The sequence below is a fragment of the Rhizobium sp. NRK18 genome (assembly GCF_024385575.1).
Lineage (GTDB): Bacteria > Pseudomonadota > Alphaproteobacteria > Rhizobiales > Rhizobiaceae > JANFMV01.
On record NZ_JANFMV010000001.1, the window covers coordinates 2,650,001 to 2,672,318 of the forward strand.

The 22,318-nt window shown below is 61.7% G+C and carries 20 protein-coding genes; 14 read left to right on the forward strand and 6 right to left on the reverse strand.

The window, feature by feature from the left end; all coding sequences use genetic code 11:
* Window positions 1–140 precede the first annotated feature (140 nt).
* The 5 genes from NN662_RS12455 (at window position 141) to NN662_RS12475 (ending at window position 4,486) form a co-directional block, all read left to right on the forward strand.
* Entirely contained in the window at window positions 141–908 is a 768-nt protein-coding gene (locus NN662_RS12455; RefSeq protein ID WP_261930569.1) for an SDR family oxidoreductase, read from the forward strand.
* Window positions 905–2,932, forward strand: a complete 2,028-nt coding sequence (gene uvrC / locus NN662_RS12460) for an excinuclease ABC subunit UvrC (RefSeq protein ID WP_261930570.1) — start codon at window positions 905–907, stop codon at window positions 2,930–2,932. The genes NN662_RS12455 and uvrC overlap by 4 nt, the downstream gene beginning before the upstream one ends.
* Before the next feature lie 102 nt (window positions 2,933–3,034).
* A complete protein-coding gene (pgsA, locus tag NN662_RS12465; protein WP_261930571.1) occupies window positions 3,035–3,631 on the forward strand; it encodes a CDP-diacylglycerol--glycerol-3-phosphate 3-phosphatidyltransferase in 597 nt (198 codons plus the stop codon).
* Complete coding sequence (gene moaD / locus NN662_RS12470; protein ID WP_261930572.1) at window positions 3,628–3,882, forward strand: molybdopterin converting factor subunit 1; 255 nt, start codon at window positions 3,628–3,630, stop codon at window positions 3,880–3,882. Before pgsA ends, moaD begins: the two co-directional genes overlap by 4 nt.
* A 133-nt stretch (window positions 3,883–4,015) precedes the next feature.
* On the forward strand, window positions 4,016–4,486 hold the full coding sequence (locus tag NN662_RS12475; protein ID WP_261930573.1) for a molybdenum cofactor biosynthesis protein MoaE: 471 nt from the start codon (window positions 4,016–4,018) through the stop codon (window positions 4,484–4,486).
* 72 nt (window positions 4,487–4,558) lie between these two features.
* Here NN662_RS12475 and ndk read toward each other — a convergent pair whose 3' ends face one another.
* Both ndk and NN662_RS12485 read right to left on the reverse strand, forming a co-directional pair.
* Window positions 4,559–4,981 (reverse strand): nucleoside-diphosphate kinase, encoded by a 423-nt coding sequence (ndk, locus tag NN662_RS12480; protein WP_261930574.1) that lies wholly within the window; start codon window positions 4,979–4,981, stop codon window positions 4,559–4,561.
* A gap of 119 nt (window positions 4,982–5,100) precedes the next feature.
* Window positions 5,101–5,790: a glutathione S-transferase family protein gene (locus NN662_RS12485; protein ID WP_261930575.1), complete on the reverse strand. Its 690-nt coding sequence runs from the start codon at window positions 5,788–5,790 to the stop codon at window positions 5,101–5,103.
* 156 nt (window positions 5,791–5,946) lie between these two features.
* On the opposite strand from NN662_RS12485, the gene NN662_RS12490 reads away from it, so the two are divergent.
* Together NN662_RS12490 and NN662_RS12495 are read left to right on the forward strand one after the other, a co-directional pair.
* Window positions 5,947–6,459 (forward strand): DinB family protein, encoded by a 513-nt coding sequence (locus NN662_RS12490; RefSeq protein WP_261930576.1) that lies wholly within the window; start codon window positions 5,947–5,949, stop codon window positions 6,457–6,459.
* 119 nt (window positions 6,460–6,578) lie between these two features.
* Window positions 6,579–7,622: a GGDEF domain-containing protein gene (locus NN662_RS12495; RefSeq protein ID WP_261930577.1), complete on the forward strand. Its 1,044-nt coding sequence runs from the start codon at window positions 6,579–6,581 to the stop codon at window positions 7,620–7,622.
* A 26-nt stretch (window positions 7,623–7,648) separates the two neighbouring features.
* On the opposite strand, the gene NN662_RS12500 is transcribed toward NN662_RS12495, so the two are convergent.
* On the reverse strand, window positions 7,649–8,440 hold the full coding sequence (locus tag NN662_RS12500) for a CPBP family intramembrane glutamic endopeptidase (RefSeq protein WP_261930578.1): 792 nt from the start codon (window positions 8,438–8,440) through the stop codon (window positions 7,649–7,651).
* Between the two features lie 212 nt (window positions 8,441–8,652).
* A complete protein-coding gene (locus tag NN662_RS12505; protein WP_261930579.1) occupies window positions 8,653–10,587 on the reverse strand; it encodes a methyl-accepting chemotaxis protein in 1,935 nt (644 codons plus the stop codon).
* A gap of 365 nt (window positions 10,588–10,952) precedes the next feature.
* Between NN662_RS12505 and NN662_RS12510 the strand changes: the two genes are divergently transcribed.
* From NN662_RS12510 to NN662_RS12520, 3 genes are all read left to right on the forward strand, one after another.
* The gene (locus NN662_RS12510) at window positions 10,953–12,842 is read left to right on the forward strand and encodes an ABC-F family ATP-binding cassette domain-containing protein (RefSeq protein WP_261930580.1); all 1,890 of its coding nucleotides are present in this window, start codon (window positions 10,953–10,955) and stop codon (window positions 12,840–12,842) included.
* 242 nt (window positions 12,843–13,084) lie between these two features.
* Entirely contained in the window at window positions 13,085–13,600 is a 516-nt protein-coding gene (locus tag NN662_RS12515) for a TadE/TadG family type IV pilus assembly protein (RefSeq protein WP_261930581.1), read from the forward strand.
* Window positions 13,600–14,190: a TadE/TadG family type IV pilus assembly protein gene (locus NN662_RS12520; RefSeq protein WP_261930582.1), complete on the forward strand. Its 591-nt coding sequence runs from the start codon at window positions 13,600–13,602 to the stop codon at window positions 14,188–14,190. The genes NN662_RS12515 and NN662_RS12520 overlap by 1 nt, the downstream gene beginning before the upstream one ends.
* A 16-nt stretch (window positions 14,191–14,206) precedes the next feature.
* On the opposite strand, the gene NN662_RS12525 is transcribed toward NN662_RS12520, so the two are convergent.
* Both NN662_RS12525 and NN662_RS12530 read right to left on the reverse strand, forming a co-directional pair.
* Window positions 14,207–14,656, reverse strand: coding sequence for a DNA polymerase III subunit chi (locus NN662_RS12525; RefSeq protein ID WP_261931953.1), 450 nt, complete (start codon window positions 14,654–14,656; stop codon window positions 14,207–14,209).
* An 8-nt stretch (window positions 14,657–14,664) separates the two neighbouring features.
* Window positions 14,665–16,155, reverse strand: a complete 1,491-nt coding sequence (locus tag NN662_RS12530; RefSeq protein WP_261930583.1) for a leucyl aminopeptidase — start codon at window positions 16,153–16,155, stop codon at window positions 14,665–14,667.
* A gap of 317 nt (window positions 16,156–16,472) precedes the next feature.
* Between NN662_RS12530 and NN662_RS12535 the strand changes: the two genes are divergently transcribed.
* From NN662_RS12535 to NN662_RS12550, 4 genes are all read left to right on the forward strand, one after another.
* Window positions 16,473–17,492: a phosphatase PAP2 family protein gene (locus NN662_RS12535; RefSeq protein WP_261930584.1), complete on the forward strand. Its 1,020-nt coding sequence runs from the start codon at window positions 16,473–16,475 to the stop codon at window positions 17,490–17,492.
* 69 nt (window positions 17,493–17,561) lie between these two features.
* On the forward strand, window positions 17,562–18,740 hold the full coding sequence (locus NN662_RS12540; RefSeq protein WP_261930585.1) for an LptF/LptG family permease: 1,179 nt from the start codon (window positions 17,562–17,564) through the stop codon (window positions 18,738–18,740).
* The gene (gene lptG / locus NN662_RS12545; protein ID WP_261930586.1) at window positions 18,737–19,825 is read left to right on the forward strand and encodes an LPS export ABC transporter permease LptG; all 1,089 of its coding nucleotides are present in this window, start codon (window positions 18,737–18,739) and stop codon (window positions 19,823–19,825) included. The genes NN662_RS12540 and lptG overlap by 4 nt, the downstream gene beginning before the upstream one ends.
* Complete coding sequence (locus NN662_RS12550) at window positions 19,825–22,182, forward strand: LPS-assembly protein LptD (RefSeq protein WP_261930587.1); 2,358 nt, start codon at window positions 19,825–19,827, stop codon at window positions 22,180–22,182. The genes lptG and NN662_RS12550 overlap by 1 nt, the downstream gene beginning before the upstream one ends.
* Window positions 22,183–22,318 lie beyond the last annotated feature (136 nt).

The following is a 22,318-nucleotide window of genomic DNA, read 5'->3' on the forward strand; positions in this document are numbered from 1 at the left end:
TTAATATTTAATTAATACACAAATATACTGAAAGTAAAAAACGAAATTAAAAGCGGACGACACTTGCCGCACTCTTTATCATCCGGATCGAACGCCTATATCATGGCATTGAGACTCTGTTTTCATGCGAGGAACGACTTTTGACGGCAAATATTCCACGTGTCGCCCTGGTCACCGGGGCCGCAAAAAGGCTTGGCCTGGCCATGGCGAAAGACTTGGCGAAAGATGGCTTTGCCGTCGCAATTCATGCCAATACTTCCCTTGACGAAGCCGAAGAGGCCGCCGCCGCCCTGGTCGCCGATGGGCACCGGGCGATCGCCGTCAAGGCCGACCTTTCCGACGCCGAGGAAACGGAGACGCTTGTCGATGCTGTCAAGGCACGTTTGGGGCCGGTTGGTGTCCTCGTCAATAACGCCTCCGTCTTCGTTCACGACAGCGTCAAGGAGATGAACGCCAAGGCATGGGACCTGCATTTCGCGCTGCATGTACGCGCGCCCTCCCAGCTCGCCGCCGCACTTGCCCGGCAATTGCCGGCGGATGCCGAAGGGCTCGTCGTCAACATGGTCGACCAGCGCGTGCTGGCGCTCAATCCGCGATTCTATTCCTACACGCTGTCGAAATCGGCGCTTTACACCGCCACGAAGACGATGGCGCAGGCGCTCGCACCGCGCATCCGCGTCAATGCCATCGGTCCCGGACCGACCCTTCCCAACACGAGGCAGGAGCAGGAAGACTTCGACAAGCAGGTGGCGGCGGTGCTGCTGCAAAGAGGGCCGGAACTTGACGAATTCGGCCGGACCATCAAGTTCCTGATCGACACGCCGTCGATTACCGGGCAGATGATCGCGCTTGACGGCGGGCAGCATCTCGCCTGGCAGACGCCGGACATCATGGAGATCAGGGAATGAGCGGCAAGCCGGATGACGGCGGCATCCTGTACGGAGAGACGGACGACGAAGACGACGACGACATCGCCCCCGATGCCGGCGCCTCCGTCGGCGCGAGCATCGACTGGAACGAGGGCGACGGCCGGGCGCACGGGCTCGAGGGCGCCGAACTGATCGGCGCGTTCGTCAAGCACCTGCCGAATGCGCCGGGCGTCTATCGCATGTTCAACGAGGCCGGCGACGTGCTCTATGTCGGCAAGGCCCGCTCGCTGAAGAAGCGCGTCTCCAACTACGCCCAGGGCCGCGGCCATTCGAACCGCATCACACGGATGATTCGCGAAACCGCGCACATGGAATTCGTCACGACCCGGACGGAGACCGAGGCGCTGCTGCTCGAAGCGAACCTCATCAAGCGGCTGCGGCCGCGCTTCAACGTGCTTCTGCGCGACGACAAGTCGTTCCCCTACATCCTGATCACCGGCGACCATCGGGCGCCTGCCATCTTTAAGCATCGCGGCGCGCGTGCCCGAAAGGGCGACTATTTCGGTCCCTTCGCGTCGGCGTCTGCCGTCGGGCGGACAATCAATTCGCTGCAGCGTGCCTTCCTGATCCGCACCTGCACCGACAGCGTCTTCGAAAGCCGCACCCGCCCCTGCCTGCTGCACCAGATCAAGCGCTGTTCGGGCCCCTGCACGCACGAAGTCAGCGACGAGGACTATGCCGAGCTGGTGTCGGAGGCGAAGGACTTCCTTTCGGGCAAGAGCCAGAACGTGAAGGCGGCGATGGCGATTGCCATGAACGCCGCCGCAGAGGACCTCGATTTCGAGCGCGCCGCCGTCTACCGCGACCGGCTGGCGGCACTCTCGCATGTCCAGAGCCATCAGGGCGTCAATCCGGCCGGCATCGAGGAGGCGGACATCTTCGCCATCCACCACGAAGGCGGCCTGTCCTGCATCCAGGTGTTCTTTTTCCGCACCGGCCAGAACTGGGGCAACCGCGCCTATTTCCCGAAGGCCGATCCGGCGCTGACCGGCGCCGAAGTACTCAATGCCTTCCTGGCCCAGTTCTATGACGACAAGCCCTGCCCCAGGCAGATCCTGCTGTCGGAAAAGATCGAGGAAATGGAACTGCTGTCGCAGGCGCTCGGCGAAAAGGCCGGCTACAAGGTGACGGTTTCCGTTCCGCAACGCGGCGAGAAGAAGGACGTCACGGACCAGGTTCTGGCAAACGCACGCGAGGCGCATGGCCGCAAGCTTGCCGAAACCGCGTCGCAGTCCCGTCTCCTGCAGGGCTTTGCCGAGACCTTCGAGCTTGCCTATGTGCCGCGGCGCATCGAGATCTACGACAACTCGCACATCATGGGTACAAACGCCGTCGGCGGCATGGTGGTTGCCGGGCCGGAAGGCTTCGTGAAGAACCAGTACCGGAAGTTCAACATCAAATCGACGGACATCACGCCGGGCGACGACTTCGGCATGATGAAGGAAGTCATGACCCGGCGCTTCTCGCGTCTCCTGAAGGAGGAAGGCAAGCCGGACCGCTCGCCGGAAGCGGTGGCGACCGACGAGGATGCCAACTTTCCCGCCTGGCCGGACGTTATCCTGATCGACGGTGGCAAGGGGCAGATGAGCGCCGTGCGCGCCATCCTCGACGAACTCGGCATCAGCGACTGCGTGACCGCCATCGGCGTCGCCAAGGGTGCCGACCGCGAGGCCGGCCGCGAACGGTTCTTCGCCGGAAAGAAGGACGACTTCACCCTCCCCCCGCGCGACCCCGTGCTCTATTTCATCCAGAGAATGCGCGACGAGGCGCACCGGTTTGCCATCGGATCCCACCGCGCCCGCAGAAAGAAGGAGATGGTGAAAAATCCGCTCGACGAGATTTCCGGCATCGGCCCCGGCCGCAAACGCGCGCTCCTGCAGCATTTCGGCACGGCAAAGGCCGTTTCTCGCGCGGGACTTGCCGATCTCATGACCGTCTCCGGCATTTCGGAAACTGTCGCAAAGCAGATATACAATCACTTTCACGACGAACGGTCCGGCTGAGGTCGGGCTTCATCGTAAAAACGCCGCAAAGAAGAGTTGACGCCTTACCTTCAAAGTTTTCATCTAGCGTCAGCGTCTGCCGAAAAGAGAATACAGGACACCATGGCCTCTCCCGCTCTCAACATCCCCAACCTCCTGACCTACGGCCGCATTCTGGCCGTGCCGTTGATCGTGCTGTGCTTCTTCGCCGAAGGATCGCTGCACATGACGGACGTGGCGCGCTGGACGGCGCTTGGCCTGTTCATCGCGGCTTCGGTCACGGATTTCTTCGACGGCTATCTGGCGCGCATCTGGAACCAGACCTCCAATATCGGCCGCATGCTCGATCCGATCGCCGACAAGCTTCTGGTCGCCACCTGCCTGCTGCTGCTCGCCGCCGACACGGAAAAGACGATTGCCGGCTGGTCGCTGTGGGCCGCGATCATCATTCTCTGCCGCGAAATATTGGTCTCGGGTCTGCGCGAATATCTGGCCGAACTGAAGGTCAGCGTACCGGTGACGCGGATCGCCAAGTGGAAGACCACCGTGCAGATGATTGCACTCGGCTTCCTGCTGGCCGGTCCGGCCGGCGACAAGTATTTCGCCTACACCACCGATCTCGGCATCGCGCTGCTGTGGCTCGCCGCCCTGCTGACGGTCTACACCGGCTATGATTATTTCCGGGCCGGCCTGAAGCACGTCGTCGGAGATGAAGTGTGACGAAGCTCGTCTATTTCGCCTGGGTGCGCGAAAAGATCGGCAAGGCGGAGGAGGATCTCGCCCTGCCTGCCGAGGTGGAGACGGTCTCGGACCTCATCGACTATCTGAAGGCGCAGGGCGAGGAATATGACGCGGCGCTGCAGTTCCCGAAAGCGATCCGGGTGGCGATCAACCAGGAGCATGTCGAACACGACGAACGCATTGCCGGCGCCCGGGAAATCGGCATCTTCCCACCAATGACGGGTGGGTGAGCCGCGATCCGCAAAGCGGAGCAATCGATCCAGTGAGTCGATTGCAGCGTCGAACGCCTGGAGCCATGCGAAGGGCCAGGAAATCGTCGCCTTGCGCGCAACATCTAGAACCGAATCTGAAGACAGTACGGCCATGACCAAGATCGTCCCCACCATCCGCGTCCAGCGCGAGGATTTCGACCTTGCCGCCGAATGCGCGAGGCTGACGGCGGGCCGTGCCGACATCGGCGCGGTGGTAACCTTCACCGGGCTTTGCCGTGATGAAGGCGGTACGCTTTCGGCTCTGGAGCTCGAGCATTATCCCGGCATGGCGGAGGCCGAGATTTCCCGCATCGCCGGGCTGGCGATCGAGCGCTTTGAGCTGCAGGGCCTGACCGCGATCCACCGCTTCGGCAAGATCTCGCCCGGCGAGAATATCGTCCTGGTCATTGCCGCCGCCGCGCACCGCCAGGCCGCCTTCGACGGCGCCAATTTCGTGATGGACTTTCTCAAGACCTCCGCCCCTTTCTGGAAGAAGGAATATCAGGCGGACGGAAAGCTCGGTGACTGGGTGTCGGCAAAGGACGCCGACGACCGCGCGCAGGAAAAATGGCAGACACAATAAAAAACGGCACCCGAGCGGCGCCGTTTTCACGAGTCTTTTCAAACCGGTCCGAAGACCGGCTCACAGAGTGATTCAGCCGACGATTTCGGTGCCGGAGAACCAGTAGGCGATTTCTTCGGCAGCGGTTTCCGGAGCGTCGGAGCCGTGAACGGAGTTTTCGCCGATCGACAGGGCGTGAACCTTGCGGATGGTGCCTTCGGCAGCGTTTGCCGGGTTGGTGGCGCCCATGACTTCGCGGTTCTTGGCGATTGCGTTTTCACCTTCGAGAACCTGAACGACGGTCGGGCCGGACGACATGAAGTCGACCAGTTCGCCGAAGAACGGACGTTCCTTGTGAACGGCGTAGAAGCCTTCGGCTTCGCGGCGGCTCATCCAGACGCGCTTGGATGCGACGACGCGCAGGCCGACATCTTCGAGCATCTTGGTGATGGCGCCGGTCAGGTTGCGCTTGGTGGCGTCCGGCTTGATCATGGAGAAGGTGCGTTCAATCGCCATTTCGGTTTCATCCCTTGCATTGATTGAGGAGGTTTGGGCGGCTCAATAGCCGCCTTCCGCCTGCAAAACAAGAGGGACGAGGACAGAATCGCCGGCCGACGAGCGGCCCGGCGAGGCTATCAAGCGGCATCGACCGAGCGACCGAGCCCGTCGTGAAGGTCGAGGCAACCTTCGAACCAGTCATTGACCGGATCGCCGGCCGCCAGCACCTTGGCATCGGAGACGATCCTCAGCCACTGCAGCGCGCCGAACAGGATGTAATCGGCAAACAGCGGGCTGTCGCCGCCGAGGAAGGGCTGGAACTTCAGCATGTGCCGCATCGGCTCGAGCTTGGCGGAAAAGCCGGCGATTTCCTGCTCGCGGCCGGCCGCCACCTCTTCCAGCGAGCGAGAGAAACGCTGCTCGCGATTTTCACGAAAATAGGCCTGATCCTTGGGGGCCAGCATGTCGTGGATGTCGAGAATGGCGATCTTCGTGATCGCCGGATGCACGACGAACTGCGAATAGCCCTCGACGAAGCGCGACAGGGCCTTGCCGCCTTCCCCGCGAAACAGCGACGGCGTCTCGGGATAGGTCGCATCCAGATAGAGAGCGATCCGGAAACTGTCGATCACCACCGTGCCGTTGTCGACGAGAAGCGGAACCGTCTTGGTCGCGCCGCCCTCGATATGCGGGATGCCGGTAAACGGCGTCGGGACTTCCCGGTAGGCGAGCCCCTTGTGGGCCAGCGCCATCTTGGTCTTCCACACATGCGGAGAAAAGGGACGTGTCTCGTCGGCACCGCACAGCGAGTAAAGCAATCTGGTCATCAAACGGGGGCTCCAATGGTTTCGGCAATGTTTTGGGCGGGGCAATCATAGCAGGTCATCGCGACATGATAATCCAATCAGTATTTTTCATGGATCCGGCTGTTTCCAAACCGCCCCGCCCGGCTGACAATCCGCCACAAAGAAACGGAGGATTTCATGCGCGATCACTTCAAGATGTTTGCCGCCTATAACCGCTGGGCCAATAGCCTGCTCTACGCGGCGGCGTCCGATCTGACGACAGAGGAATTCAACGCCGACAAGGGCGCCTTCTTCGGTTCGCTTTGCGGCACGCTCAACCATGTCCTGCTGGCCGACCGGATCTGGATGAAGCGCTTCACCGGCACGGGCGACGTCCCGGCGCGGCTCGATGGCGTCCTCTATCCGGAGTTCGCCGATCTTTCGAATGCCCGCAGGCAGGAAGACGAGCGGATCTTCGACTGGATCGCCAGCCTGACGGAAGAACAGCTCGCCGCCGAGATCACCTACACGCCGATCACCAATCCGGTGACGATCACGCAGAGCCTTACCCCGACCCTGTTCCATTTCTTCAACCATCACACGCATCATCGCGGCCAGGCGCATATGACGCTGACGGCGCTCGGAAAGCCGTCACTCGCCCTCGACCTCATCTATTTCCTGCGATCGGATGACGGCGCCGCCTACGCCTGATGCCAACGGACCGTTAACCGTCAGATCAGCTTTTCGGCGAGCAACGCCTTGATTTTCACGCGAAATTAAACGGCTCGCGCCCCTACTGCCGCAAAAGCTTTAGGTGGCGGAGGCGCGTCATGTGGTCGATCGACCGGAAGAAGACGGAAGCGGACAATATCAATGCCCTGATGCAACGGCTCAAGGTCCGGGGCTTGCCGCGCAATTACGAGCTCTTCTACGAGGCGCTCTACGGCGCCCAGGACGAGTTGCGCAAGGACATCACCGCGCTCGGCGTCGGTCCTGGCCAGGTGCTGATCGACGAGGTCGGGCTGAAACACCGCCTGCCCGGCTTCTGGGGGCACCGCGCCGAGCAGGCGGCCGCCAACCAGTCACGGGTGATCCGCTCTCTCTCCGAACATATCGGCCTTGCGAGCACCGGCAAGACCAACTTCCTGCGTTCGCTCGAGACCGTCACCGGCGCGCTCGATGGCGCGACGGAGGATGAGGCAAGAGCCATCATCGCCCAGGCCGCGTTTCTCGGCGAGGCATTGTCGGACGTGACCCGCTTCGAGCAGCAGCTCGTCGAGAAGCTTGAGAAAGGCCTCGAACAGCTGGACGCCGGCGACCGGTTCCGCGAACGCGCGGCGGAAGCGACGCTCCGCGACCGGCTGACCAGCCTGCCGAACCGCGCGGCCCTGCAGCGCAAGCTCGCCGACGCCTATGACGGCGCGACCGTGCCGCAGGACATGGCGTTGATCATCGCCGACGTCGACGGCTTCGCGCTGTTCAACCGCACCTATGGCGCAAGCGCCGGCAACCGCGTCCTCAAGCAACTCGGCACGATCTTCCGCAAGGCAGTGAAAAAGGACGATTTCGCGGCTCGTTCCGGCGGCGACGAATTCGCCTTCATCCTTCATGACGTCAGCAAGGAGGACGCGGTCGGCATTGCCGCGCGGCTGCGTACCCAGGTCGAGGACAATCTGATTTTCGCGTCCGAAATGGTCGGCCCGCCGCTGACGCTGTCCTTCGGGCTGGCAATGACGGCGAACGCACCCTCGCCGGCCCATCTGCGGGCCCAGGCGGAGGCGGCACTTGCCGCCGCACGCGCAAACGAGCGTACGCCGGTGGTCGCCTTCGGGCCGGATATCGCCCGCGCCAACATGCGCAACAGCGTCGCCTGAACGCGCAAGCGGGCCACGCTGCGACCCTAGCCCGGTTCGGGGTCCCGCCCGACCTTGCGCAGCAGATACATCGCATGCAGCAGCAGCGGCAGGACCACCAGAACCGGTACCAGTTGCTGATACCAGGGAATGTTTGCCGCGACCTCGTTAAGCGACTGGCCCTCTGCCTGCGCGGACGCGGAACGGACGATCGTCAGAAGTGAAAAGTCCCAGAGTGCGTGCAGGATCATGGCTGGATAGAGCGAGCCGGAGCGTATCCGCACCGCCAGGAACAACAATCCGCTCATGGTCGCCGCCAGTGCCTGGAGTGCGGCGCCGAGCAGATTGCCCGTGAACAGGGCGTTCAGGACGTGGACGACGCCGAAGACCAGCGTGACGACGATGATCGCCGGCCAGATGCGCATCACCCGCCGCACGCCGCTGAACAAGACGCCGCGAAACATCGTCTCTTCGGAAATACCGACCAGCATCGTGTTGATGAGCACGAGCAGGACGATGTGCGGCGGCGGCAGGCCGAGCGAAACGGCCGAGGCGAACATGACGGCGATATAGACAGCCGGCAGCCACACGATGCCGAACAGGCCCGGCCGAGGCCTATTGAAGCCGAGATCGCGCCAGCGAAAAATCACGGCGATCAGCAGAATGAACGCCGACGCATAGAAAAACTGCCAGGCAACGCCTGCGGACACGAGCTCGGAAATGTCGGTTGCGCCCTCCGGCGCGACGCCGGTCAGTGACGTGACGGCAATCCACAGCACGAACGCCGCGATCGCGATGGGGAGCGTACCTTCGGTGCGGCTCCAGGACTTGGCGTTCATGCTTGCTCCGGCTTTCGAGGGACCCTGTGCCAATAGCGTTGCGCACCGGCATCAAGGACATAGGGGGAAATGGTCGGAAATACCACAGACACAGAATGCCATTGGCGGTATATGGTTCCGGGAGCGCCTCCGCAGACATCGGTCGAACAGGAACGGGGCCCCGCGGCTGTCACGCCGCGAGGCCCCGTGAATTCGATAGCCGGTCGACCCGATCAGAATTCCTGCCAGTCATCCTTGGTTGCGACAGCCGCGCCGCCGGATGCACTTACCCATTTAGCCGGCGCTGCATATGCCTGCCTTGCCGGAGCCTGCGCCATGGTGCGCGCGGTCTGGCGAAGGGTCGACGATTGCGCCGTGGCGATGCCGTCCAGCTGGAACTGGCCGACGAGGTCGCGAAGCCGCATGGCTTCCTGAGCAAGCGAATTGGAGGCGGCGTTGGACTGCTCCACCATCGCGGCATTCTGCTGCGTCGTCTGGTCCATCGAGTTCACCGCCGTATTGACTTCGGCGAGGCCCACGGACTGCTCCCTGGCCGAGGTGGCAATGGCTTCCATATGGCCGTTGATCTCTACGATGAACCCGCCGATGGTCTTCAACGCCTCGCCGGCATCGCGAACGAGCTTGACGCCGCCTTCGACTTCGGTGGACGAGGTCTGGATCAGCGCCTTGATTTCCTTGGCAGCCTGGGCGGAGCGCTGCGCAAGCTCGCGCACCTCCTGGGCAACGACGGCGAAGCCCTTGCCGGCATCGCCGGCACGCGCCGCCTCGACGCCGGCGTTCAGTGCAAGCAGGTTCGTCTGGAAGGCGATCTCGTCAATGACGCCGATAATGTTGGAGATCTGCTGCGAACTCGCCTCGATCTTCTTCATCGCCTCTTCGGCCGTGGAAACGACTTGCGCCGATTTGACGGCTGACTGGTTGGCGCGGGTTGCGACCGAGCGGGCCTCTTCCGTGCGCTTCGTCGAGCTCGTAACGTTGGCGGTGATCTCGTCAAGCGCGGCGGCTGTTTCCTCAAGCGAGGCGGCCTGCTGTTCGGTGCGCTTGGAGAGATCGTTTGCGCCGGCGGCAATCTCGCGGGTGCCGTTGTCGATCGAGGATGCGGTTCCGGCAATCGACGACATGGCGGCGCCGAGCTGGCTGACAGACTGGTTGAAGTCGTGGCGCAGCGCCTCGAAATCCGGAGCGAAAGCCTCTGTCAGCTGGAAGGCAAGGTCGCCGGCGGCAAGGCGCTTCAGGCCCGCGGCAAGCCCGGAGGTGGCGATCCGCAGCCGTTCAGCGGCATCGGCCTCTGCCTTTTCCTGCGAAGCAATGCGATCAGCTTCGGCCTTGCGACGATTTTCTTCGGCTTCGGCCTCTAGACGCTTGTTGGCGATGGCCGCCTGGCGGAAGACCTCAACGGCGCCGGCCATGGAGCCGATTTCATCGGCGCGGCCGGCAAACGGCACATCCGAGGCAGTATCACCGGCGGCCAGTGCCTTCATCGCATCGGTGATGCGGTTGATCGGGCGGGCGATGCCGGTCAGGGCGAAGATCATGGACCCGAGGACGACGAGCCCCACCACGCCAAGCGACGCAAACATGATCGCCCGCGTCGAGGAATAGGCTTCACCGCTAGCGGCATAAGCCAGTTGCGAGCCATCATGGTTGATCTTGATGAGTTCGACCAACAGATTGGAGGCCCCGTCGTAGTCGGCATCCATCTGGCCCTTGAACAGGGTCGCGGCTTCTTCGTTCTGGTTGGCGCGCGAAAGCGTCATCAGTTTCTCGTGAAGGACAAGATAATCCGCCCATTCCTTCGCAAACTCCTGATAAACCTGACGTTCGTGCTCGGAGGATATCAGGGCCTCGTACTGCTTGCGCAACGTGACGATATTATCGCCGACGGCCTTGATGTCGGCTTCGGCTGAGGCCATCTCCGCCTCGTTGGTGGACATGATGTGCGCGCCTTCGCCGATGCGGAAGTCAGACGTCGCGGTATTGATCGTATTCACCACCTCGACGCTGGGCAGCCAGTTCGTCGAAATCTCCGTGGTGGCCTCGTTCGTGGTGGCGAGCCCCTTGACGGCGATGTAGCCGAGAGCTGCGGACATGATGGCGATCGACGCGAACACAGCGGTCAGCGACGCCTTGATACTCGGTCTTTTCATGGATTCGGTCCTCCAACGGTCGAATATGGCAATATCAACAGTCATCCGCTCCGCAATGAATAGACCCGAAGGTGGAGGGGCCGCGGGGCGCAAGAGGCGTCACGCGCCATTCAGATCGCAAGAAGGAGCAACAGACGGTTCACTATCAGATCTAGGCATTCAGCTTTAAAGAATCGTCAACAAATTCTCCGGTGCGCAAATAAATTGAGCGGTTACGGTACTTTCTCTTTTCGACTGCGATCCGAGATTGAGTTCTTCTAATACCCAGAAACCAAGATCATCCCTAGGTTCATGGTTACCGATTTCGAGACCGAACGGGCATGCGCCCTCTTGCTTTGCGCGAAGTCCTCCGCCAAAACGCCGGCATGATCACGATTTCCGACCTCACGGTCCGCATCGCCGGACGCCTGCTCATCGAGAACGCCTCCGTTTCGCTTGCCGACGGGATCAAGGCGGGCCTTGTCGGACGCAACGGCACCGGCAAATCGACGCTCTTCAAGGTGCTGACCGGTGATATGGCCGCAGAGACCGGCAATGTGACGCTGCCGCGCAATGCCCGCATCGGCCAGGTAGCGCAGGAAGCGCCCGGTACCGAGGACCCGCTGATCGAGATCGTGCTGGCCGCTGACAAGGAACGCGCCAGCCTGATGCGCGAGGCCGAGACGGCGACCGACCCGCTGCGCATTGCCGAGATCCAGACGCGGCTCGCCGATATCGGCGCCCATTCGGCGGAAGCACGGGCGGCGAGCATTCTGGCCGGCCTCGGCTTCGATCACGAGGCGCAACAGCGGCCGGCCTCCTCCTTCTCCGGCGGCTGGCGCATGCGCGTCGCACTCGCGGCCGTCCTCTTCTCCGAGCCGGACCTGCTGCTCCTCGACGAACCGACCAACTATCTCGACCTCGAAGGCACGATGTGGCTGGAGGATTACATCCGCCGCTACCCCTATTCCGTGATCATCATCTCGCACGACCGCGACCTGTTGAACACCGCCGTCAACTCGATCATCCATCTCGACCAGAAGAAGCTCACCTTCTATCGCGGCGGCTACGACCAGTTCGAGCGGCAGAAGGCGGAAGCCGACGAGTTGCAGATGAAGGCGAAGGCCAAGAGCGACGCCAAGCGCAAGCACATGGAGGCCTTCGTCGAGCGCTTCCGCTACAAGGCGTCAAAGGCACGCCAGGCGCAGTCGCGGCTGAAGGCGCTCGAGCGCATGGGAACGATCGCTGCCGTGGTCGACGATCACGTGCAGGGCTTCACCTTCCCCGTACCGGACAAGGAACTCGCCTCGCCGATCATCGCGGTCGAGGGCGGCGCGGTCGGCTACCAGCCCGGCAAGCCGATCCTCAAACGCCTCAACCTGCGTATCGACGCCGACGACCGTATCGCGCTGCTCGGCTCGAACGGCAACGGCAAGTCGACCTTCGCCAAGTTCATCTCGGGCCGGCTTGCCGCCGAAAGCGGCAACCTGAAGATCGCCACCAACCTGAAGACCGGCTTCTTCGCCCAGCACCAGATCGACGACCTGATCCCCGGCCAGTCGGCGGCCGAGCATGTCCGGGCGAAGATGCCCGACGCGCCTGAGGCGAAGGTACGCGCTCGCGTCGCGCAGATGGGCCTGGCAACGGAAAAGATGGACACGCCCTCGAAGGATCTATCCGGCGGCGAAAAGGCGCGGCTTCTGATGGGCCTCGCAGCCTTCGAGGCGCCGAACCTCTTGATTCTCGACGAGCCGACGAACCATCTCGACATCGACAGCCGTCGCGCGCTTGTCGAGGCCCTGAACGACTATCCCGGCGCCGTCATCCTGATCTCGCACGATCGCCACCTGATCGAGGCGACGGTCGACCGGCTGTGGCTGGTCAAGGACGGTACCGTCGCCGCCTATGACGGCGACCTGGAAGATTACAAGGCCCTCGTGGTGCAGTCTGGAAAGAGCCGCGAGGACAAGACCGCAACGGCAGAAGCCGACGACGGGGTTTCCAAGGCCGAAGCCCGCAAGCGGGCGGCCGACAAGCGCACTGCCCTGTCTCCGCTGAAGAAGAAGATCAACGAAATCGAATCCTTGACCGCGAAGCTTGAGAAACAGATTCAGGCGCTCGACATGGAGCTTGGCGACCCGACGCTTTATGAAAAGTCGCCCGCCAAGGCCGCCGCCAAGGCAAAGGAACGTTCCGACGCCGCACGCAAGCTGTCGGAGGCCGAGGAGCAGTGGCTGTTGCTCTCCGATGAGTATGAAACCGCGATGGCAGGTTGATTTCGGCACATCCAAGCCCCTGCCGAGCCTTGGTTTCCCGGAATTGATATAATTTTTCCGACCGCCTTAAGGGATGGGAAATGCTTGCGCGATATGGTGCGACAAGTTCCAATTTCGGGCGACTTCCGGGTTTCCATGACGACAGCATTCGCCAATTCTTTCCTGCATCGGAATGCAGTGCAGCTTTCGGTCGGTCACCCGCGTCTGCCGTCGCCGGCATCCAGCGACATCGAGGCTTACCAATGAGAAAGCTTTTCCGGCGTTTTCTGGTCAAGGACAAGGAAGGCGCCACCGCGATCGAATTCGCGCTTCTGGCATTGCCCTTCTTCATCATGCTTTTCGGCGTGATGGAAGTCGCCCTCATGTTCTTCACCGACTCGACGCTGTCCGCCGCCTTGCAGGCTTCCGTGCGCGAAATCCGCACGGGGTCGGCACAAAGCGCCGCCCTGAATATCAACAGTTTCAAGGCGAAGGTCTGCGACAACATGGCGTATGCCTTCAATTGCAGCACCGACCTTCTGATCCGCGCGGATGTGCTGACGGACATGTCGTCAGTCAACTACGCCACCGCGGTCTCGGCCGGTACGATCTCCGTGACGGAAGGCTTCAACATCGGCGGGACAGGCGATTTCGTACTGGTTCAGGCCTTCCTGCCCTGGAGCCGGATCCTCACCATGTACGGCACCAATGACGCGACGCTTGCCGACGGCCGCTACGTGCTCGCTGCCGCCACTCTGTTCAAGAACGAGCCATTCTGATGATCCTTTCAGCAGCCATCATTGCCGGCACATTCGGACGGCTTGGCCGTTTGGTCGAAAGGCTGCGCGCCGACAGGCGCGGCGTATCCGCAATCGAATTTGCGTTGATCATGCCCATTCTCGTCGTTCTGCTCGCCGGCACGGTCGATCTCGGCCAGGCGCTGATTGCCAACCGCAAGGTCAGCCAGATCTCCTCTACTGTCGCCGACATGATTTCCCGTTCTTCTTCGTGGAAAACGGCCGACGTCAACGTCATCCTGGCCGGCTCTGCCACCATCATGCAGCCATTCTCGACGACCGGCCTGACCATTCAGCTGGCCGTTGTCGACGTGGCGGCCGACCTGAGCACGAAGGTGAACTGGTCCGTGGGCTACCAGACCACCGCGCTGGCCAAGGGCGCCGCGTCGCCGCTCGATATCCCGACCGATGTCAAGACAGCCGGCGTGCAGATGATCGTGGTCGAGACCAAATATTCGCTTGTCACGCCCTTCACGTCACTGCTGTCCGCGGCGACCGGCGTCACGAGCTACAGTTACGACAAGTTCCACTTCACACGCCCGCGTATCGGCGACACGCTGACACTGAACTGAGGCGGGAGCAGTCGGGCTAGGCCTTGCGCTGCCAGCGGCGGTCCGAACTCTGCTGCCAATATGTCAGGGCGTGCCCCTCCTCCTTCAGCCGCTTCCACTGGGCGCGCGCCGCGCCCACCTCCATCTCCTCGTAGCCGTCGAACATCAGCACGACGCGCTCGTACCCGCCCACGTCCTGCGGCGCTGCACCGTCGACATAGAAGCGAACGCTTGAGGCGTTCGGGTTGGTATCGGCGACACTGAGCAGGATCGGCTCAGCCTCGCGGGTCTCTGCCTCCTCCGTGGCGTGTGGCAGGAAGCTGTCCGCACGAAAGGTCCACAGATGCGCGTCCATGCCATCGCGACGGTCGGCATTGGAAAACTGGACGGACACCCGCCAGCCCCGCTCGATGCTCTTTTCGAGCAGCGGCGGCAGGGCATCCTCCAGCTTCGATTCCGTCATATGGTAGAAGAGCACCTCGGTCACGGACGCGTTCACCCTTCGTAATTGGCGCGGACCAGCTCGTCGAGAAGCCGGACACCGAAGCCGGAAGCCCAGGTCGTGCTGATCTCCGTTGCCGGCGAGGCCATCGCGGTTCCGGCGACATCAAGATGGGCCCAGGGCGTATCCTTGACGAAGCGCTGGAGGAACTGCGCCGCGGTAATGGCGCCGGCATTGCGTCCGCCGGTGTTCTTCATGTCGGCGAACTTGCTGTCGATCAGCTTGTCGTATTCGGGCGCCAATGGCAGGCGCCAGAGCTTTTCCTGCGTGTGCAGGCCAGCCTTCAGCAGATTGTCCGACAGCGTGTCGTCATTGGAGAAGAGCCCCGCATGCTGGGTTCCGAGCGCCACGAGCACGGCGCCGGTCAGTGTCGCGAGATTGATCATGAAGGCCGGGTTGAAGCGTTCGTTGCAGTACCAGAGCGCATCGCCGAGCACGAGACGCCCTTCCGCATCGGTGTTGATGATCTCGATCGTCTGGCCAGACATGGAGGTCACAATATCGCCGGGGCGCTGGGCGTTGCCGTCCGGCATGTTTTCCACGAGGCCGAGGATGCCGACGGCATTGACCTTCGCCTTGCGCGCGGCAAGCGCATGCATGAGGCCGATCACGGCGGCAGCCCCGCCCATGTCACCCTTCATGTCCTCCATGCCGCCGGCCGGCTTGATCGAGATGCCGCCGGTATCGAACACCACGCCCTTGCCGACGAAGGCGACCGGCTTGGCCTTTGCCTTGCCGCCCTTCCACTGGATGACGGCAAGACGCGGCGGCCGGCTTGAGCCCTGCGCAACACCAAGAAGCGCGCCCATGCCGAGCTTGCGCATGTCCTTCTCGTCCAGAATTTCCACTTCGGCGCCGAGCTTTTCGAGTTCCTTGGCCTTGGCCGCGAACTCGACCGGTCCCAGCACGTTCGGCGGTTCGTTGACCAGATCACGCGCCAGGATGGCGCCGGCGACGACCGCTTGCGCGTCGGCGAATGCCTTCTTCGCGTCGGCCGCCGCAGCGGTCACGATCGTCACCTTGACCTTCTTGTCCTTTTCCTCGCCGTCCTTGTCCCGCTTGGTCTTGTACTTGTCGAACTTGTAGGCGCGCAGCAGCATGCCAGCGGCGAAGTCGGCGGCATTGGCTGCGGAAACCTCGACGCCCGGTGCATCCAGAAAAACCGCGACCGCACTGCTGGAGCCGATCTTTGAGGCAGCGGTACCGCCTGCCCTGAACCAGTCATACGCGACGAGGTCGGACGACGCGCCAAGACCGACGACAACCACGCGGTCCGCGGCGGCGTCTTCCGGGGCGATGAAATCGAGAACGCCCATGGACTTGGCCTTGAATTCGGCGATGCCGGCAGCGCGCGCGACAGCCCCCGCAGTAATCGCGCCGTCTGCCGAGGAAGGTCCGTCACCATCCTTTGCCTGCAGAAGAACGGCAAGACCGCCCTTGACCGACACCGACCGTGCGAAACCGACTTCCAATTTATCCGACATGTCGTCTCCCGACTGTTTTGAGCTTGGCTTTTGCGAAATCATGGGACAATCGCCGACGAAAACAAGGGCAAGTCGTGGAATTGTGGCACTCTTCCACGGTGTTTGCCGCCCTCGGACACTTCATAGACAGCGGGCACGCGAACGTGAAGGACCCGCGTCATCCCGGCAGGTCGAAATGGAAATCGGAATGTGATACCGGTCGCCAAATTTTCGCTGCGCCGGGACAGGCAGAGGGAGCATATCGTTTGGCATTGTCGGTATCGAGCCTGTTGGAAGACATCAGACGAAGCGACGCGTGGCGGCATGCCGCTAACCGCATGGAACCGCTGCGGAGCGGGAAAACGTGGCTGCGCCCGAATGCCCGGCAGGCGATCACCATTTCCCTGGTGCTGCTTGTCGCATGGTGGCTGCTGCTTGCCCTGTTCTACCTGTTTCCGCAGATCGACATTGCCGCCGCCCGGCAGTTCTTCACGAGCACCCCTTGCCCGGCAACATCTGCCCCCGGCACGGTGTGCGGCACCTTTGCGCTGCAGACGAACGGATTTCTGAATTTCATCCGGCAGATACTCTTCTATCTCCCGGCGCTCTCGGCGATCGGCGTGCTGTTCGCCCTGATCCATCAACTCTCACGCGACCACACGCCACGAATCAAGACGGACCAGGCGGCCCGGCTGACGCAGGCCATGCTCATCGGGCCGCAACTGCTCGGCGCCGTCATGACCGAGGAGTTCAATCGCGCACGGCGCCCCCGCTTCATCGACGCCTGCAGGGTCATCTTCGTCTACGCGCCGGCCTTTCTCGCCTATCGGCTCCTGCTTGCGATCATCCGCCTGCTCTCGACCACGGGCAAGCCGAGAGCCAAGCAGTACAGGGTCAGCGCCATGGCCGCCGGCGTCGTCTCCATGCTTGCCGGCCCCTATGTTCTGGTCAATCTCGTCCTCAAGGAGATATCCGGACGACCGCGGCCGCGCGTGACCGACCTCTTCGGTGGCGACATGACATTCATGCCGGCGGGCGTCTTCGGGGGCGAATGCCATCACAATTGCTCGTTCGTTTCCGGTGAGGCGTCGGGTGCCGGATGGCTCATCTGCCTCCTCGTCATCCTGCCACCAAAATGGCGCAAAAGGCTGTTCATTCCGATTGTCGCGAGTTCCTTGCTGACCGGGGGCTTGCGCGTTCTCTATGGCGGTCACTACCTGTCCGATGCCATGCTCGGCTGGCTGCTCTCCGTCGTCGTGTTCTACGCGACGCTCGGCGCCTTCCTGTATCTGCAGGTCGGCAAAAGGCTTCTCGCGGGACGGGCCGTTTCCATTTCTGCAACAGCCACCGAAACTTGAACCCGGCGGGGTATCAGCGAGCGCAGTTCGCGCTTGCCTCTCCCGTGCCGTTATGTATCAAAGGCGAACATGAAGACCCTGCAGTCGTACATATTCGGACGCGTGATGCAGATGTCGCTTGCGGCATTCTTGCCGATCCTTGCGATCATCTGGACGACCCAGGTCCTCAGACGTGTCGACCTCGTCACCGACAGCGGGCAATCGATCGGCTCGTTCATGCTGCTCGCAACGCTGATCATGCCGAGCATCGTGCCCTTGGTGCTGCCGTTCGGCCTGGTGATCGGGATTACGCAGACGCTGACGTCCATGAACAACGATTCGGAGCTGGCGGTCATCGACGCCGCCGGCGGGCCGCGATCGACAATCTTCATGCCCGTCATCCTGCTGTCGCTGCTCTTCAGCGTCGTTTCCTTCGGCATCACCAATTACGCTGCGCCCGCTTCCAGCCGGGCAGCCAAGGACATGATCGCCGAAACCTATGCGGACCTTCTCTCCACCGTCATCGAGGAGAAGACATTCCGGCAAATCGAGGGCGGTCTTTATGTGCAAATCTCCCAGCGTCTTTCCGGACGCATACTGAAGGGTCTCTTCGTCGTCGACGAACGCGATCCGACGGTCAGCCTGATCTACTATGCGCGGGAAGGCGCCGTTAACAGCGACGGCACGTCGCTGATCATGAACAACGGCCAGATCTACCGCAAGCTGCCGAACGGCGAGGTGTCCGTCATCAGCTTCGACACCTATGCCTTCGACCTGTCGGAACTGACCGCATCGGACGACGGCGCATCCCTCAAGGAAGGCGACCAGCCGACCTCCTATCTGTTGAACCCGCCCGCCAACGATGATCGCTACAAGGCGACGGCTGACCGGACGTGGTCGGAACTGCACCGGCGCTTGAGCGACTGGACGACCCCGCTTGTCTTCGGCCTCATCTCGCTGGTCTTTGCCGCCGATGCCCGCTCGCACCGGGAGGCGAGGCTCCATCCGATGATCGGTGCGCTCATCGTGTCCTTCCTGGTTCGTGGCGTTCTCTTCTACGTGACCAACCAGACGGGCCGTGGCTCCGCCAGCGTAGCATGGTACTACGTGGTGCCGGCGGTCTGTATCGCAGTCTCCATCTATCTGCTGGTGTCCGGTCGGAGGTTGAGATTTGCGGAGAGGATCGGCCAGCGCGTGAGCACGGCATGGCAAAGCGTCATCCGGCGGCTGGATTCGCGAACGAACGACGAAGACGAAGGTGTCGCATGATCTTCACGACGCTCGGCCGCCACTTCTTCAAACTCTATGTCACGACCTTTCTGTGGTTCGCACTGGGAACTTCGGCCATCATTTTCCTGGCCGACTTCAGCGAGACCACGAGGCGCCTGTCCTACATGTCGAGCTACTCCCTGCTCGGCGCGTCGGCGATGACGCTGTTGCGCCTGCCGCTCATCCTGCAGCAGACAATCCCGTTCCTCGCTCTCTTCGTCGGCATGACGGTGCTGATTGCGCTGAACCGGAAATATGAACTGGTGGTGACCCGCGCTGCCGGGATTTCGGCGTGGCAGTTCATGCAGCCTTTCATTTTCGGCGCACTGGCGATGGGACTGGCCACCACCTTCCTCTTGAACCCGCTTGCAGCCTTCGGCATGCGTCAATCGCAGACGCTGGAGACCGATTGGCGAATGGACGCGGGACGCCTGAAGGAAAAATTTGTCATTCCGTGGTTCCGCCAGACGGTCGGTTCCGACGACATGATCATCGGCGCCGCTTCGGTCTCCGACGACGGCACGACGCTGAACAAGGCGACGATATTCCATTTTGACGCCGATGGCCGCATCGTTCTCAGACAGGACGCAGCCACAGCAAAGTTGGAAGATGGTTACTGGCTTCTTAACCAGGTTTCCGAGCTTCGTCCCGGCGAGATCGTCAAGACGCTGCCGGAGGTCAAGGTTCGTACCAATCTGGAACAGAAATACCTTACCGAGCGCCTGACTGCGCCGGAAGATGTTGGTTTTTTTGAACTTTCACGCAAGATCGATGCGGCGAAGAGCTACGGCGTACCGCCCTACCCGCTACAGACCCAGTATCATTATTTGTTGTCATTGCCTGTGCTTCTCGTGGCGATGACATTGATTGCCGCAACCGTATCGTTAAAGTTCAGCCGGTTCGCGCAATCGAGGTCGATGATTCTCGGTGGAATCATTTCCGGGTTCGTGCTTTATGTGGTGACCGCATTGGTTAAGGCTTTCGGAAGCAGTGGTATTCTGCCGCCGTTCGTTGCCGCGTGGATTCCTGTAATCGTGGCTCTGGCTGCCGGGGCGACAGTACTGCTGCATCAGGAGGATGGCTAGTGGCGGCTAGGGACCGCAGACATTGGGGAAAGCTGGGGGCTATCCTTCTCACCACCACCGCGCTTACAGCGAATCCGGTTGTGGCGACGAGTGCCTATTCCCAGACGTCTTCTGCGCAGAATGCAGGCACCGAGCTTGTTTCCGCGAAGATTCCGGAGGGATCGAAACTCCTCCTTTCCGCCAATGAGCTGATTTACGACAGAGACAACGACCGCGTGATCGTTCGCGGCGCGGTGCAAATCTATTACGGCGGCTACAAGATGGTCGCCCGCGAAGTCGAATACAACCAGAAGAACGGCCGCCTGATCGCGACCGGCGGCATCGAGCTCGTCGAGCCCGGCGGCAACCGCGTCTATGCCGACAAGATGGACATCACCGACGATTTCGCCAACGGCTTCGTCAACGCGTTGCGCGTGGAAACGACGGACAATACGCGACTGGCGGCGGAGACGGCCGAACGCGTCAACGGCAAGGTGTCGATCCTTCACAAGGGCATCTATACTGCCTGCCTGCCCTGCGAGAGCGATCCGAGCAAACCACCGATCTGGCAGATCAAGGCAGAACGGGTCGTCCAGAACGGCGAGACGCACACGATCCGACTGGAAAAGGCCAAGTTCGAACTCTTTGGCCACCCGATCGCCTTCTTCCCGTCGATCGAGGTTCCTGACAATACGGTCAAACGGAAGTCCGGCTTCCTGTTCCCGTCGATGAGCACGTCGCAAAATCTAGGTTTCGGCGTCAAGGTTCCCTATTACTGGGCGATTGCGCCCGACCGGGACATGACGGTCAACGCAACCGGTTATACCAATCAGGGCTTCCTGCTGGACGCCGAATATCGTCAGCGGTTCGAGAACGGCACGCATGTGTTCCGCTTTGCGGGCATCGACCAGATGCACCCCGGCAGTTTCTCCGCCGATACGAGCGATTCGGAGCACGATTTCCGCGGAATGGTGGCCTCGAAGGGCGAATTCAAGATCAATCCCCGCTGGACCTTCGGCTGGGACGCCATGCTGCAGAGCGACAACAACTTCGCCAAGACCTATGGCCTCGACAACCTCGACAGCACGGTCCACACGAACAAGGTTTATCTTGAAGGGATCGGCCAGCGGAATTCCTTCGAGGCAAACGCATACTACTTCGACGTCCAGGACGCCGATACGGATAGCGTTGCCGAAAAGAAGCAGGCTATTGCCGGACCGATCATCGACTACAGTTACATCGCTCCCGAGTCCGTTGCAGGCGGAGAGCTTTCGCTTGACGCGAACTACACGCACCTGACGCGGTCCAGTTCGGACTTCTATAGCGTGGCCGGGCGTGACCGTTTCCGCGGCCTCAGCGGCGATTACAACCGCTTGTCCGCCGAACTGGAATGGCAGCGCACCTTCACGACGCCGCAGGGCCTTTTGCTGACGCCGATCGCGGCCGCACGTGGTGACGCCTTCAACGTCGACATGTCCGACCCTAACGCCCTTGGAACCTACAGTGGTGACTGGCAGGGCAATGGTGCCTCGACGAGAGGCATGGTCACAGCCGGGCTGGAAGCCCGCTATCCGATCCTGATCTCGACGCAGAACAGTTCGCACGTCCTCGAGCCGATTGCGCAGATATTCATTCGTCCGAACGAGCAGATGATCGGCGGACTGCCGAACGAGGATGCGCAGAGCTTCGTCTTCGACGCGACCAACCTGTTCGAACGCGACAAATTCTCCGGCTATGACCGTATTGAAGGCGGCACCCGCGCCAATGTCGGCTTCCGCTACACCGGCACGTTCGACGCCGGCTACTCGATCCGGAGCATATTCGGCCAGTCCTATCAGCTTGCTGGCACGAACTCCTTCGGCTCCGAGGATCTGGTCGGGGCGGGCCGGGACTCAGGTCTTGAAAGCACCGCATCCGACTTTGTCGGCATGCTTGCAGTGGATCTGCCAACCGGTCTTTCTCTGTCGACGGGGTATCGTCTCGACGAGAAGAGCCTGGACCTGCGCCGTGCCGATGCATCGCTGAGCTACCGCAGCGACCGCTGGCAGTCCGATCTGACGTATACCCATATCACTGCACAGCCAGATTACGGGTTTGACCGGGATCAGGACGAGTTGCAGGCAGCCGGTGCGCTCAAGATCAACGACCGCTGGTCGGTCTTCGGTTCGCTGACCTGGGACATCAACGAGAACGCGCTGAGCCGCCGCGGCGTCGGGGTCACCTACGCGGACGAATGCACCGAATTTTCGCTCGTCTATTACGACAAGCGCGACACGGACAATGAATCGGCGGTGGACTGGTCCATCGGGGCCCGCCTCGTGTTCAGGACACTCGGCGACGTCTCGCTCGGCAGTACGAAGCTGACCGGTTTCGACTGACAGGACGCGCCTGCGTCAAATGACCTCTGCCGGGCAGTTTCCCGGCCGAGGCTCCTGTAATGTCATCGTTTTGCCGCAACCATTGTACATTTCGTCTGCTCTGCTGTAGATATCCGGCAGGGATACGGTATCGGGG